Source organism: Pseudomonas sp. FW215-R2, from assembly GCF_058789255.1.
The window spans coordinates 40,562-54,507 of sequence record NZ_JBYTBO010000021.1 but is presented as its reverse complement, the minus strand read 5'-3'; the positions used below and the strand labels follow the sequence as shown (position 1 = coordinate 54,507).

Annotated in this window: 11 protein-coding genes; 7 read left to right on the top strand and 4 right to left on the bottom strand. The window is 60.1% G+C overall.

What is annotated here, in order from left to right:
* The first annotated feature begins 14 nt into the window (after window positions 1–14).
* Window positions 15–2,285 (top strand): ATP-dependent Clp protease ATP-binding subunit ClpA, encoded by a 2,271-nt coding sequence (gene clpA / locus AC3WRD_RS24305; RefSeq protein ID WP_085732141.1) that lies wholly within the window; start codon window positions 15–17, stop codon window positions 2,283–2,285.
* Between the two features lie 774 nt (window positions 2,286–3,059).
* Here clpA and infA read toward each other — a convergent pair.
* The 3 genes from infA to aat form a co-directional block, all read right to left on the bottom strand.
* Window positions 3,060–3,278, bottom strand: a complete 219-nt coding sequence (gene infA, locus AC3WRD_RS24300) for a translation initiation factor IF-1 (RefSeq protein WP_002553999.1) — start codon at window positions 3,276–3,278, stop codon at window positions 3,060–3,062.
* Window positions 3,279–3,390: 112 nt separating this feature from the next.
* Window positions 3,391–4,098 (bottom strand): arginyltransferase, encoded by a 708-nt coding sequence (locus tag AC3WRD_RS24295; protein ID WP_096822650.1) that lies wholly within the window; start codon window positions 4,096–4,098, stop codon window positions 3,391–3,393.
* Between the two features lie 58 nt (window positions 4,099–4,156).
* Window positions 4,157–4,837 carry a leucyl/phenylalanyl-tRNA--protein transferase gene (gene aat / locus AC3WRD_RS24290; RefSeq protein WP_102622715.1) on the bottom strand — a complete coding sequence of 227 codons (681 nt, stop codon included), beginning with the start codon at window positions 4,835–4,837 and terminating at the stop codon, window positions 4,157–4,159.
* Window positions 4,838–5,372: 535 nt separating this feature from the next.
* Between aat and AC3WRD_RS24285 the strand changes: the two genes are divergently transcribed.
* From AC3WRD_RS24285 to cysG, 6 genes are all read left to right on the top strand, one after another.
* A complete protein-coding gene (locus AC3WRD_RS24285; protein ID WP_102622714.1) occupies window positions 5,373–7,781 on the top strand; it encodes a DNA translocase FtsK in 2,409 nt (802 codons plus the stop codon).
* Window positions 7,782–7,859: 78 nt separating this feature from the next.
* On the top strand, window positions 7,860–8,480 hold the full coding sequence (lolA, locus tag AC3WRD_RS24280; protein ID WP_007958184.1) for an outer membrane lipoprotein periplasmic chaperone LolA: 621 nt from the start codon (window positions 7,860–7,862) through the stop codon (window positions 8,478–8,480).
* Between the two features lie 24 nt (window positions 8,481–8,504).
* Window positions 8,505–9,827 (top strand): replication-associated recombination protein A, encoded by a 1,323-nt coding sequence (locus tag AC3WRD_RS24275; RefSeq protein WP_102622713.1) that lies wholly within the window; start codon window positions 8,505–8,507, stop codon window positions 9,825–9,827.
* Window positions 9,827–10,201, top strand: a complete 375-nt coding sequence (gene crcB / locus AC3WRD_RS24270; RefSeq protein WP_096822646.1) for a fluoride efflux transporter CrcB — start codon at window positions 9,827–9,829, stop codon at window positions 10,199–10,201. Before AC3WRD_RS24275 ends, crcB begins: the two co-directional genes overlap by 1 nt.
* A 15-nt stretch (window positions 10,202–10,216) precedes the next feature.
* A complete protein-coding gene (serS, locus tag AC3WRD_RS24265) occupies window positions 10,217–11,497 on the top strand; it encodes a serine--tRNA ligase (RefSeq protein ID WP_102622712.1) in 1,281 nt (426 codons plus the stop codon).
* The gene (gene cysG / locus AC3WRD_RS24260) at window positions 11,498–12,892 is read left to right on the top strand and encodes a siroheme synthase CysG (RefSeq protein WP_102622711.1); all 1,395 of its coding nucleotides are present in this window, start codon (window positions 11,498–11,500) and stop codon (window positions 12,890–12,892) included. It begins immediately after the preceding gene.
* 45 nt (window positions 12,893–12,937) lie between these two features.
* Here the strand turns inward: cysG and AC3WRD_RS24255 are convergent, their stop codons facing one another.
* Window positions 12,938–13,939, bottom strand: coding sequence for a glutathione S-transferase family protein (locus tag AC3WRD_RS24255; protein WP_102622710.1), 1,002 nt, complete (start codon window positions 13,937–13,939; stop codon window positions 12,938–12,940).
* Window positions 13,940–13,946 lie beyond the last annotated feature (7 nt).

The following is a 13,946-nucleotide window of genomic DNA, read 5'->3' as shown; positions in this document are numbered from 1 at the left end:
TATGAGGTGAAGCTATGTTAAACCGCGAGCTCGAAGTCACCCTCAATCTTGCCTTCAAGGAGGCACGTTCGAAGCGTCATGAGTTCATGACCGTCGAACACCTGCTGCTGGCCCTATTGGACAATGAGGCTGCCGCCACCGTATTGCGTGCCTGCGGCGCAAACCTCGACAAACTCAAGCACGACCTGCAGGAGTTCATCGACTCCACCACGCCGCTGATCCCCGTCCATGACGAAGATCGCGAAACCCAGCCAACCCTGGGCTTCCAGCGTGTGCTGCAACGTGCTGTCTTTCATGTGCAGAGCTCGGGCAAACGCGAAGTGACTGGCGCCAACGTGCTGGTTGCAATCTTCAGTGAGCAAGAGAGTCAGGCGGTGTTCCTGCTGAAACAGCAGAGCGTTGCACGCATTGATGTCGTCAACTATATCGCCCATGGCATTTCCAAGGTGCCGGGGCATGGCGATCACTCTGAAGGTGAACAAGATATGCAGGACGACGAGGGCGGTGAGTCTTCTTCTTCAGGCAATCCGCTGGATGCTTATGCCAGCAATCTCAACGAACTCGCACGTCAGGGCCGGATCGATCCGCTGGTCGGGCGTGAAACGGAAGTCGAGCGTGTCGCGCAAATTCTCGCGCGTCGTCGCAAGAACAATCCGCTGCTGGTGGGCGAGGCGGGCGTGGGTAAAACCGCGATTGCCGAAGGCCTTGCCAAGCGCATTGTCGACAACCAGGTGCCGGACCTGCTGGCCAACAGCGTCGTTTATTCCCTTGATCTGGGCGCCTTGCTCGCAGGCACCAAGTATCGCGGTGATTTCGAGAAGCGCTTCAAGGCGTTGCTCAACGAACTGAAAAAACGTCCGCAGGCGATCCTGTTCATCGACGAGATCCACACCATCATCGGTGCGGGTGCGGCGTCGGGTGGCGTCATGGATGCCTCGAACCTGCTCAAACCGCTGCTGTCGTCTGGCGACATTCGCTGCATCGGTTCGACTACGTTCCAGGAATTCCGTGGCATCTTCGAAAAAGACCGTGCCCTGGCACGTCGCTTCCAGAAGGTCGATGTGGTCGAGCCATCGGTGGAAGACACCATCGGTATCCTGCGCGGCCTGAAAGGGCGTTTCGAGCAGCACCACAACATCGAATACAGCGATGAGTCGTTGCGCGCCGCTGCAGAACTGGCTTCGCGCTACATCAATGACCGGCATATGCCGGACAAGGCCATCGATGTGATCGACGAGGCGGGCGCCTATCAGCGTCTGCAACCGGTCGAGAAGCGTGTGAAGCGCATCGAAGTGCCGCAGGTCGAGGACATCGTGGCGAAGATCGCGCGGATTCCGCCGAAGCACGTCACCAGTTCCGACAAGGAACTGCTGCGTAACCTCGAGCGCGACCTGAAGCTGACGGTGTTTGGTCAGGACGCGGCGATCGATTCGCTGTCGACTGCGATCAAACTGTCCCGTGCCGGCCTCAAGTCGCCGGACAAACCAGTCGGTTCGTTCCTGTTCGCCGGGCCTACCGGTGTCGGTAAAACCGAGGCTGCGCGCCAATTGGCCAAGGCTCTTGGGATTGAACTGGTTCGCTTCGACATGTCCGAGTACATGGAGCGCCACACCGTATCGCGTCTGATCGGTGCGCCTCCGGGTTATGTCGGTTTCGACCAGGGCGGTCTGCTGACCGAAGCGATCACCAAGCAGCCGCATTGCGTGTTGCTGCTCGACGAAATCGAGAAGGCGCATCCGGAAGTCTTCAACCTGCTGCTGCAGGTGATGGACCACGGCACGCTGACCGATAACAACGGGCGCAAGGCGGACTTCCGCAATGTGATCGTGATCATGACCACCAATGCCGGTGCTGAAACGGCGGCGCGTGCTTCGATCGGTTTCACTCATCAGGATCATTCGTCCGATGCGATGGAAGTGATCAAGAAGAGCTTCACGCCGGAATTCCGCAACCGTCTGGATACCATCATTCAGTTTGGTCGCCTCAGTCATGAGGTCATCAAAAGCGTGGTGGACAAGTTCCTCACCGAACTTCAGGCGCAGCTGGAAGACAAGCGTGTGCTTCTGGAAGTTACCGATGCGGCGCGCAGTTGGCTGGCGGCCGGTGGTTACGATTCGGCCATGGGCGCTCGTCCGATGGCGCGTCTGATCCAGGACAAGATCAAGCGTCCGCTGGCGGAGGAGATTCTGTTTGGCGAGCTGGCCGAGCATGGCGGTGTGGTTCACATCGACATCAAGGATGGTGAGCTGACGTTTGACTTCGAGACTACGGCGGAAATGGCCTGACGGCTGTGAAGTGAAAAGGCGCCTTCGGGCGCCTTTTTGTTGTCTGTTTGTTTGGTGTGAATATCCGTTGCTGCGGTTATGGCCGCTTAGGGTTCCGTCCTTACGGCGGGTCACTTTTGGCAAACGCCCCAAAAGTAACCAAAAGGTCTATGCCCTGACGTTCGGCCCTCGCTGTGGCTCGGGTTCCTTCGCTCCGGGATTGATCCGGGGGCATCGCCTACGGTTTGCTTCGCTGCACCTCCTCTCGATGTGTTTGGCTTCGCCAAACGGTCGCTGCGCTCCCACCCCGGATCAATCCCTCCACTCAGCCTGCCGACGGGCCTTGAGATCAAAAGCTTTACTCGAGCTAACGCTCATCGTGTTGAGTGTTGAGTATTGAGGGGCTCTTGATCTGGCTTTTGATGTAGCTCTTGATTTTTTGCCCCTTCGGCAGGCCGAGCGGAGGTGTCCATCAGGGGGTGGGCGCGCAGCGCCGTGCGGCGAAGCCGCATACATCGAGAGGAGGTGCAGCGAAGCAAACCGTAGGCGATGCCCCCTGGTGGACACCGTAGCGAGGGAACGCTGAGCCTAAGCGAAGTGCCGTACGCCGGGGCCAAGACTTTTTGGTTACTTTTGAGGCGTTTGTCAAAAGTGACTCGCTGTAAGAGCGAAACCGCCAGCGGCAGCACCCGAGACAACGGATATACACCCAAAACTCAAGCACAAACCCAAAGCGCCAAATCCCAGACAAACAAAAACGCCCGGCATTAAGCCGGGCGTCTTGTATTGACTTGATTAGCGAGCGCGGTAAGTAATACGCCCTTTGCTCAAGTCATAGGGCGTCAGCTCGACGCGCACTTTGTCACCGGTAAGAATACGAATGTAGTTCTTGCGCATCTTGCCGGAGATATGCGCGGTTACGACGTGCCCATTTTCCAACTCCACACGAAACATGGTGTTGGGCAGGGTGTCGACGACAGTGCCTTCCATTTCGAAGCTGTCTTCTTTCGACATGCAGTAAAGCCCTCGGTGTCCAATGAATGGCCCGGTGCAACTGCGCCAGGCAAAAGCGGCGTGCATTGTGCCCGAAAAATGGGGTTTACGCCAAGGGGTTTAGGGCTTGCATTCAGTTCAGGATGACCCAGCGCTGATTAATCAGCAGTTCGATCGGTCGATATTGGGTCTTGTAGTTCATCTTTTTGCAGTTTTTGATCCAGTAACCCAGGTACACCGCTTCAAGCCCCAGCCGCTGGGCCTCGCCGATCTGCCAGAGGATGGCGTAGCGCCCGAGGCTGCGGCGCTCTTCCTCTGGTTCATAAAAGGTGTAGACCGCCGACAGGCCATTGGGCAGCAGGTCGGTGACGGCGACCGCCAGCAACCGTCCGTCGAGCCGGAACTCGTAGAAGCGTGAGAAGGGCAGGTCGCGAACCAGAAAAGTCGAGAATTGATCACGGCTCGGCGGGTACATATCGCCGTCGGCATGGCGCTGTTCGATGTAACGCTGATAAAGATCGAAATATTCTTCGCTGAAACCAGGCTTGACCGGGCGCACCTGCAAGTCGGCATTGCGTTTGAAAATGCGTTTTTGCTGCCGATTGGGGTTGAACTGCGCCACCGGAATGCGCGCAGGCACGCAGGCATTGCAGTTCTGGCAATGCGGGCGGTACAGGTGATCGCCGCTGCGACGAAAGCCCATTTCCGACAGGTCTGCGTAGACATGCACATCCATGGGCTGGCTCGGGTCGAGAAACAGGGTCGTGGCCTGCTCCTCGGGCAGATAACTGCAAGAGTGAGGCTGAGTGGCATAAAACTTCAACCGCGCCAACTCGGTCATGATCAACCCTCGGGGGTAAGCTGGTGAATTAAGTGTAAGCCACGCGCGCAAAAGTCGCTCAGCAAACCCAGGTGGCAAGGTTGGGTTGATCGAGGTGCCGGGCCAGATATTCGGCAAATGCGGGGCGGGAGATCGCCCGGGCACCGAGGCTGTGCAGATGATCGGTAGGCATCTGACAGTCGATCAGCACGAAACCCGAGTCTTTCAAGTGTCGCACCAGGGTGGCAAAACCGTACTTGGAGGCGTTGTCGGCGCGACTGAACATCGATTCGCCAAAAAATAGTTGCCCCATCGCCAGGCCGTAGAGTCCGCCGACCAGTTCGCCCTGGTCCCACACTTCTACCGAATGGGCGAAGCCGCGCTGGTGCAGTTCGACATAGGCGTCCTGCATGGCCTGGGTGATCCAGGTGCCATCGGCGTAATCCCGTGGTGCGGCGCAGGCGCGAATGACCGCCTCGAAATCCTGATCGAAAGTCACTTGATAGCGTTGCTGGCGCAGCAGTTTGCCGAGGCTGCGCGAGACATGCAGTTCGTCGGGAAACAACACGGTGCGCGGATCCGGCGACCACCAGAGGATGGGCTGGCCTTCGGAGAACCACGGAAAGCAGCCATGGCGATAGGCCTGGATCAAGCGATCGGCGGACAGGTCGCCGCCGGCCGCCAGCAATCCGTTGGGATCGCGCATGGCCTTTTCCAGTGGCGGGAAAGTCAGTGAATTGCGTTGTAACCAAGTCAGCATGGCGTCCAGGCTTGCAGAAGGGGAGGGCAGTGGGCGGTGAGGCCCGTTACAAAGTGTGCCGGTAAAAAGCGCGAATGTCCCCCCGAACCTGTTCGAAGATTGCACGGCTGCAACTTGGTCGGGTGGACGCGGTCGTAGACGGGCGTCGGGGGCGAATGTGCACGGTGTCCGGGAAGGCGTCGAGTGGGGGCATTTGGCCGTCATGAACGATCAGATGTAGATGCTTCGCTACGTTCATCAAATACACCTCATAAGCCTTTGTCACAAAAGACAATGCATGCTCAAATTGCGTCGCAGGTTTTGTCTGCTTGGCTATGCTTGAACCTGGAGTTCGAAGCATGGCATCGCACGCGCAAACCCGTACAATGCCGGGCTGTTACAGAATATTCGCAGCGTGCCGTGTTTATAAAACACGGGGCGCAGTGTTAAAAGTAGTCTCAGTTGTGCCCGTCAATTTTTTTACCTGCCTGGATTGGGCAGTTTTTTATTGTCATTCAATAGATGGACGCGCCTCTGGCGCAGGAAAAGAAGCGTTTTGAAGAAATCCACCGCAGCACCAAAAACAGTCGTCCCGCTCTGGCGCCAGCAATTGCACTACCGACTCAAGGAAGGTGCATTGATCGCCATCGGTGCCTTGTGCCTGTTCCTGATGATGGCCTTGCTGACTTACGGCAAGGACGATCCGGGCTGGAGCCACAACAGCAAGATCGACGACGTGCAGAATTTCGGCGGCCCGGCGGGCTCCTACAGCGCCGACATCCTGTTCATGGTGCTGGGTTACTTCGCGTACATCTTCCCGTTGCTGCTGGCGATCAAGGCGTATCAGATCTTCCGTCAGCGCCACGAACCCTGGCAGTGGAGCGGCTGGCTGTTCTCCTGGCGCCTGATCGGCCTGGTGTTTCTGGTGCTGTCCGGCGCTGCGCTGGCGCACATTCATTTCCATGCTGCCACCGCGTTGCCGGCCGGTGCGGGTGGCGCGCTGGGTGAAAGCCTCGGTGATCTGGCCCGCAACGCCCTGAACATTCAGGGCAGCACATTGCTGTTCATCGCGCTGTTCCTGTTCGGCCTGACCGTATTCACCGACCTGTCGTGGTTCAAGGTGATGGACGTTACCGGCAAGATCACCCTCGATCTGTTCGAACTGTTCCAGGGCGCGGTCAACCGCTGGTGGTCGGCGCGGACCGAGCGCAAGCAACTGGTCGCGCAATTGCGTGAAGTCGATGACCGGGTACACGACGTGGTCGCCCCGACAGTCACCGACAAGCGCGAGCAGGCCAAGGTCAAGGAACGTCTGATCGAGCGTGAACAGGCCCTGAGCAAGCACATGTCCGAGCGCGAGAAACAGGTTCCGCCGGTCATCGCTCCGGCCCCGGTCAAGGCGCCGGAGCCAAGCAAGCGCGTGCAGAAAGAGAAGCAGGCGCCGCTGTTCGTCGACAGTGCCGTGGAAGGCACCTTGCCACCGATCTCGATCCTCGATCCTGCGGAAAAGAAACAGCTCAACTACTCGCCCGAGTCCCTGGCGGCGGTCGGCCACTTGCTGGAGATCAAGCTCAAGGAGTTCGGCGTCGAAGTCACTGTGGATTCGATCCATCCCGGCCCGGTCATTACCCGTTACGAAATCCAGCCAGCCGCTGGCGTCAAGGTCAGCCGTATCGCCAACCTGGCCAAAGACCTTGCACGTTCGCTGGCCGTGACCAGCGTGCGGGTGGTCGAGGTGATTCCGGGCAAGACCACGGTCGGTATCGAGATTCCCAACGAAGACCGGCAGATCGTGCGCTTCTCCGAAGTGCTGTCGACCCCTGAGTACGACAACTTCAAGTCGCCGGTCACCCTGGCCCTGGGCCACGACATCGGCGGCAAGCCGGTCATTACTGACCTGGCGAAGATGCCTCACTTGCTGGTGGCCGGTACGACCGGTTCCGGTAAGTCGGTAGGCGTGAACGCGATGATCCTGTCGATCCTGTTCAAGTCCGGCCCGGAAGACGCCAAGCTGATCATGATCGACCCGAAGATGTTGGAACTGTCGATCTACGAAGGCATTCCGCATCTGCTGTGCCCGGTCGTGACCGACATGAAGGACGCCGCCAACGCACTGCGCTGGAGCGTTGCCGAGATGGAACGTCGCTACAAGCTGATGGCGAAGATGGGCGTGCGAAACCTGTCCGGCTTCAACGCCAAGGTCAAGGAAGCCCAGGACGCCGGCGAGCCGCTGAGCGATCCGCTGTACAAGCGCGAAAGCATCCACGACGAAGCGCCGCTGTTGCAAAAGCTGCCGACCATCGTTGTGGTCGTGGACGAATTCGCCGACATGATGATGATCGTCGGCAAGAAGGTTGAAGAACTGATCGCCCGTATCGCCCAGAAAGCGCGGGCCGCCGGTATCCACCTGATCCTTGCGACCCAGCGTCCGTCGGTGGACGTGATCACCGGTCTGATCAAGGCCAACATCCCGACGCGGATGGCGTTCCAGGTATCGAGCAAGATCGACTCCCGGACCATCATCGATCAGGGTGGTGCCGAACAACTGCTTGGCCACGGTGACATGCTCTACATGCCGCCGGGCACCAGCCTGCCTATCCGGGTTCACGGCGCCTTCGTGTCCGACGATGAAGTTCACCGGGTGGTGGAAGCCTGGAAGCTGCGCGGTGCGCCGGAATACAACGACGACATCCTCAACGGTGTCGAAGAGGCGGGCAGTGGTTTCGAAGGCAGTAGCGGCGGCGGTGACGGCGATGATCCGGAAGCCGACGCGCTGTACGACGAAGCCGTGCAGTTTGTACTGGAAAGCCGCCGCGCCTCCATCTCCGCTGTACAGCGCAAGCTGAAGATCGGTTACAACCGTGCCGCGCGCATGATCGAAGCCATGGAAATGGCCGGGGTCGTGACGTCCATGAACACCAACGGTTCCCGCGAAGTCCTGGCCCCTGGCCCGGTGCGCGACTGATTCGATACCCTGATTCACATGCAAAGGACGGTGCATGAAGCGCCGTCCACTTTCCCACGAGTATTCAAGAGGACTCCCATGCGTCTTATCCGCATGCTGCTGCCAGTACTGGCTCTGACCACCCTCACGGCTCACGCCGATGACAAGGATGTGGCACGCCTGACCCAATTGCTGGAAACATCCAAGACCCTGACCGCGAACTTCTCCCAGCTCACTCTCGACGGCAGCGGCACCCAGTTGCAGGAAACCACCGGCGACATGACCCTGCAGCGTCCGGGCCTGTTCTACTGGCACACCAATGCCCCCGCCGAGCAGACCATGGTGTCCGACGGCAAGAAAGTCACCCTGTGGGACCCGGACCTGGAACAGGCCACCATCAAGAAACTCGATGAGCGCCTGACCCAGACCCCGGCCCTGTTGCTGTCCGGTGACGTATCGAAGATCAGCCAGAGCTTCGATATCAGCGCCAAGGAAGCCGGTGGCGTGATCGACTTCACCCTGAAGCCGAAAACCAAGGACACCCTGTTCGACAGCCTGCGTCTGTCGTTCCGCAACGGTCTGGTCAATGACATGCAACTGATCGACAGCGTCGGCCAGCGCACCAACATCCTGTTCACCGGGGTGAAGGCCAACGAAGCGGTCCCGGCCTCGAAGTTCAAGTTCGACATCCCGAAGGGTGCCGATGTGATCCAGGAATAAACACAGAGGTTTCAACGGTACGTGATGGATCTGTTTCGCAGTGCACCGATTGCCCAGCCGCTGGCCGCCCGTTTGCGGGCGACCAATCTGGATGAGTACGTCGGTCAGGAACACGTGCTCGCTCGCGGCAAACCACTGCGCGAAGCGCTGGAGCAGGGTGCCCTGCATTCGATGATCTTCTGGGGCCCGCCGGGCGTGGGCAAGACCACCCTGGCGCGGCTGCTGGCGGAAGTCTCGGATGCGCACTTCGAAACGGTTTCGGCCGTATTGGCCGGGGTAAAAGAGATCCGTCAGGCGGTGGAAATCGCCAAGCAGCAGGCCGGCCAGTACGGCAAGCGCACGATCCTGTTTGTCGACGAAGTTCACCGCTTCAACAAGTCCCAGCAGGACGCTTTTCTGCCTTACGTTGAAGATGGCACGCTGATCTTCATCGGGGCGACCACCGAAAACCCCTCCTTCGAATTGAACAACGCGCTGCTGTCGCGGGCCCGGGTCTACGTACTCAAGAGCCTCGACGAGGCGGCGTTGCGCAAACTGGTGCACCGCGCACTCACCGAAGAACGCGGCCTGGGCAAGCGCAATCTGACCCTCAGCGATGAAGGCTTCCAGATGCTGCTGTCCGCCGCCGACGGCGATGGCCGGCGCTTGCTCAATCTGCTGGAGAACGCTTCGGACCTCGCCGAAGACAACAGCGAGATGGGCACCGAGCTGCTGCAAAGCCTGCTTGGCGACACGCGTCGGCGTTTCGACAAGGGCGGCGAAGCGTTCTACGACCAGATTTCCGCGCTGCACAAATCGGTGCGCGGCTCCAATCCGGACGGCGCGTTGTACTGGTTTGCGCGGATGATCGACGGCGGCTGCGATCCGCTATATCTGGCCCGCCGCGTGGTGCGCATGGCTAGCGAAGACATCGGCAATGCCGACCCGCGCGCCCTGAGTCTGTGCCTGGCGGCGTGGGAAGTGCAGGAGCGACTTGGCAGCCCGGAAGGTGAGTTGGCAGTGGCTCAAGCTATTACGTATCTGGCTTGCGCGCCGAAAAGCAACGCGGTGTACATGGGCTTCAAGACCGCATTGCGGGCCGCTGCCGAACATGGCTCGCTGGAAGTGCCGCTGCACCTGCGCAACGCACCGACCAAGTTGATGAAACAATTGGGTTATGGCGACGAATACCGCTATGCCCACGATGAACCGGACGCCTACGCGGCCGGCGAAGACTACTTTCCGGAAGAGCTCGACCCCATCCCGTTCTACCAACCGGTGCCCCGTGGCCTGGAACTGAAGATTGGCGAGAAGCTCAACCACCTCGCCAAACTCGATCGTTTAAGCCCCCGGCAGCGGAGAAAATAGTGATTCGAACGATTCTTGCGGTGTCCGTGGCGGGCATCGCTGGTACATTACTGCGTTTCGCGGCTGGCAATTGGGTCAGCGCCAATTGGCCCCGGCATTTCTATGCGGCAACGCTGGCGGTCAATCTGGTCGGCTGTCTGATCATCGGCCTGCTGTACGGACTGTTTTTGACCCGGCCGGAAGTGCCGATCGAAATCCGCGCCGGTCTGATCGTCGGTTTTGTCGGCGGTCTGACGACGTTTTCATCCTTTTCACTGGATACGCTGCGTTTGCTGGAAAGCGGACAGGCCCTGATAGCCTTCGGTTATCTGGGCATCAGCGTGTTCGGCGGCCTGCTCGCGACCTGGGCTGGCCTGACTTTGACCAAACTTTGATAACGAGAAACCGACATGCTCGATTCCAAACTGTTACGTAGCAACCTCCAGGACGTAGCGGACCGCCTGGCTTCCCGTGGCTTTGCCCTGGATGTCGCGCGCATCGAAGCGCTGGAAGAACAGCGCAAGACCGTCCAGACCCGCACCGAAGCACTGCAGGCTGAGCGTAACGCGCGTTCCAAATCCATCGGTCAGGCCAAGCAGCGCGGCGAAGACATCGCGCCGCTGATGGCGGACGTCGAGCGCATGGCGGGCGAACTGAGCGCCGGTAAAGTCGAGCTGGACGCGATCCAGACCGAACTGGATTCGATCCTGCTGGGCATTCCGAACCTGCCGCACGAATCGGTACCGGTTGGCGAAGACGAAGACGGCAACGTCGAAGTCCGCCGCTGGGGCGCTCCGACGGCCTTCGATTTCCCGGTTCAGGATCACGTGGCCCTGGGCGAGAAGTTCGGCTGGCTCGACTTCGAAACCGCTGCCAAGCTGTCCGGTGCGCGTTTCGCGCTGCTGCGTGGCCCGATTGCCCGTCTGCATCGCGCACTGGCGCAGTTCATGATCAACCTGCACGTCACCGAGCACGGCTACGAAGAGGCTTACACGCCTTATCTGGTTCAGGCCCCGGCGCTGCAAGGCACCGGTCAACTGCCGAAGTTCGAAGAAGACCTGTTCAAGATCGCTCGCGAAGGCGAAGCCGATCTGTACCTGATCCCGACCGCCGAAGTGTCGCTGACCAACATCGTCGCCGGTGAAATCGTCGATTCGAAGCAGCTGCCGATCAAGTTCGTCGCCCACACCCCGTGCTTTCGCAGCGAAGCCGGCGCGTCGGGTCGTGACACTCGCGGCATGATCCGCCAGCACCAGTTCGACAAGGTCGAGATGGTGCAGATCGTCGAGCCGTCGACGTCGATGGACGCGCTGGAAAGCCTGACCGCCAACGCCGAGAAAGTCCTGCAACTGCTGGGTCTGCCTTACCGTACCCTGGCGCTGTGCACCGGCGACATGGGCTTCAGCGCGGTCAAGACTTACGACCTGGAAGTGTGGATTCCGAGCCAGGACAAATACCGTGAAATCTCGTCGTGCTCCAACTGCGGCGACTTCCAGGCCCGCCGCATGCAGGCGCGTTTCCGTAACCCGGAAACCGGCAAACCTGAGCTGGTACACACCCTGAACGGTTCGGGTCTGGCGGTCGGTCGTACCCTGGTAGCCGTGCTGGAAAACTACCAGCAGGCCGACGGTTCGATCCGTGTGCCGGACGTGCTGAAGCCGTACATGGGTGGCCTTGAGGTCATCGGCTAAATGAAATATCTGCCGCTGTTTCACAACCTGCGCGGCAGTCGTGTGTTGGTCGTCGGCGGTGGGGAAATTGCCTTGCGCAAATCCCGCCTGCTGGCCGATGCCGGTGCGCTGCTGCGGGTGGTCGCACCTGAAATCGAAGCGCAACTGCGCGAACTGGTTGCCGCCAGCGGTGGCGAGTGTCTGTCGCGCGGTTACGTTGAAACGGATCTGGACGGTTGCGGGCTGATCATTGCCGCCACCGACGATGAAGCCTTGAACGCGCAAGTTTCCGCCGATGCTCATCGGCGCTGCGTGCCGGTCAACGTGGTGGATGCGCCGGCGCTGTGCAGCGTGATCTTCCCGGCGATCGTTGATCGTTCGCCGCTGATCATTGCGGTCTCCAGCGGCGGCGATGCGCCGGTGCTGGCCCGGCTGATTCGCGCCAAGATCGAAACCTGGATTCCTTCGACCTACGGCCATCTGGCCGGTCTGGCCGCACGTTTTCGCAATCAGGTCAAAAACCTGTTTCCCGATGTGCAGCAGCGTCGTGCCTTCTGGGAAGACGTGTTCCAGGGGCCGATTGCCGACCGGCAGCTGGCCGGGCAGGGCGCTGAAGCCGAACGTCTGTTGCAGGCGAAAATCGATGGCGAAGCGGCCGTGGCCACGGGCGAGGTGTATCTGGTGGGCGCGGGGCCGGGTGATCCGGATCTGCTGACTTTCCGCGCCTTGCGCCTGATGCAGCAAGCCGATGTGGTGCTGTATGACCGTTTGGTCGCTCCGGCGATTCTTGAGCTGTGCCGTCGCGATGCAGAGCGGGTTTACGTCGGCAAGCGTCGCGCCGATCACGCCGTGCCGCAGGATCAGATCAACCAGCAACTGGTGGATCTGGCCAAGGCTGGCAAGCGCGTGGTGCGGTTGAAGGGCGGGGATCCGTTCATCTTCGGCCGTGGCGGCGAGGAGATCGAAGAACTGGCGGCCCATGGCATCCCGTTCCAGGTGGTGCCGGGCATCACCGCGGCCAGCGGTTGCGCGGCGTATGCCGGTATTCCGCTGACCCATCGTGATTACGCGCAGTCGGTGCGTTTCGTCACCGGGCACTTGAAGGACGGTTCCACCGATCTGCCGTGGGCCGACCTTGTCGCGCCGGCGCAGACGTTGGTGTTCTACATGGGCCTGGTGGGGTTGCCGATCATCTGCGAGCAGTTGATCAAGCATGGTCGTGCGGCCGATACCCCGGCAGCGCTGATCCAGCAGGGCACCACGGTCAATCAGCGGGTCTTCACCGGCACGCTGGCCGACCTGCCGCGTCTGGTGGCGGAGCATGAAGTCCATGCGCCGACGCTGGTGATCGTCGGCGAAGTGGTGCAACTGCGCGAGAAGCTGGCGTGGTTCGAGGGCGCTCAGGGTCAAATCTGACGACTCTGAAGTGATCGTTCCCACGCTGTGGGAACGATCCTGCTCTCAACCTTTGCGCCAAACCCCTTTCCCGCCCAACCGGTCCCGGTCATGGGCCACATTGAAATCCTGCTCCGGCCCCTTCGGCACCACCCCGGTCGGGTTGATGGTCTTGTGGCTGCCGTAGTAGTGGTTCTTGATGTGCTGGAAATCCACGGTCTCGGCAACGCCCGGCCACTGGTACATCTCACGCAGCCAGTTCGACAGGTTCGGATAATCGCTGATCCGCCGCAGATTGCATTTGAAGTGCCCGTGATACACCGCGTCGAAACGAATCAGCGTGGTGAACAACCGCACGTCCGCCTCGGTCAGGTATTCACCCGTCAGATAACGGTTGGCGCCCAGCAGCTGCTCCAGATGATCGAGTTCGGCAAACACATCATCGAAAGCCTCTTCATAGGCGTTCTGCGAAGTAGCAAACCCGGCGCGATACACGCCGTTGTTCACGGCGGGATAGATCCGCTCGTTCAACGCATCAATCTCACCGCGCAACGGCGCCGGATAGAAGTCCAGATCGTTGCCGGTCAAGTCGTCGAAGGCGCTGTTGAACATGCGGATGATCTCCGCCGATTCGTTGCTGACGATGCGCTTGAGCTTTTTGTCCCACAGCACCGGTACGGTGACGCGGCCGGTGTAGTCGGCGGTGTCAGCGGTGTAGCGCTGGTGCATGAAGTCGAAGTGGTCGAGTTTGTCGCCGGTCGAGCCGAGGTTCTGGTCGAAGGTCCAGCCGTTTTCCAGCATCAGCCAACTGACGACCGAAACATCGATCAGGCTTTCCAGGCCCTTGAGCTTGCGCAGGATCAGCGTGCGATGCGCCCAAGGGCAGGCGAGGGAGACGTAGAGGTGATAGCGCCCGGCCTCGGCGGCAAAACCGCCTTCACCGCTCGGGCCAGCCTCACCGTTGCGAGTGACCCAGTTGCGACGCTGCGCCTGTTCGCGCTGGAACGCGCCGTCCTTGCTGCTTTCGTACCACTTGTCCTGCCAGCGGCCGTCGACGAGTAAACCCATGATCAAG

Bases quoted from the DNA above. Each gene is read 5' to 3' on its own strand.
- lolA (WP_007958184.1), top strand. From the start codon at position 7,860: ATGCGTCTTATCCGCATGCTGCTGCCAGTACTGGCTCTGACCACCCTC.
- AC3WRD_RS24255 (WP_102622710.1), bottom strand. From the start codon at position 13,939: ATGGGTTTACTCGTCGACGGCCGCTGGCAGGACAAGTGGTACGAAAGC.
- cysG (WP_102622711.1), top strand. From the start codon at position 11,498: ATGAAATATCTGCCGCTGTTTCACAACCTGCGCGGCAGTCGTGTGTTG.
- serS (WP_102622712.1), top strand. From the start codon at position 10,217: ATGCTCGATTCCAAACTGTTACGTAGCAACCTCCAGGACGTAGCGGAC.
- AC3WRD_RS24275 (WP_102622713.1), top strand. From the start codon at position 8,505: ATGGATCTGTTTCGCAGTGCACCGATTGCCCAGCCGCTGGCCGCCCGT.
- clpA (WP_085732141.1), top strand. From the start codon at position 15: ATGTTAAACCGCGAGCTCGAAGTCACCCTCAATCTTGCCTTCAAGGAG.
- infA (WP_002553999.1), bottom strand. From the start codon at position 3,278: ATGTCGAAAGAAGACAGCTTCGAAATGGAAGGCACTGTCGTCGACACC.
- aat (WP_102622715.1), bottom strand. From the start codon at position 4,837: ATGCTGACTTGGTTACAACGCAATTCACTGACTTTCCCGCCACTGGAA.
- AC3WRD_RS24295 (WP_096822650.1), bottom strand. From the start codon at position 4,098: ATGACCGAGTTGGCGCGGTTGAAGTTTTATGCCACTCAGCCTCACTCT.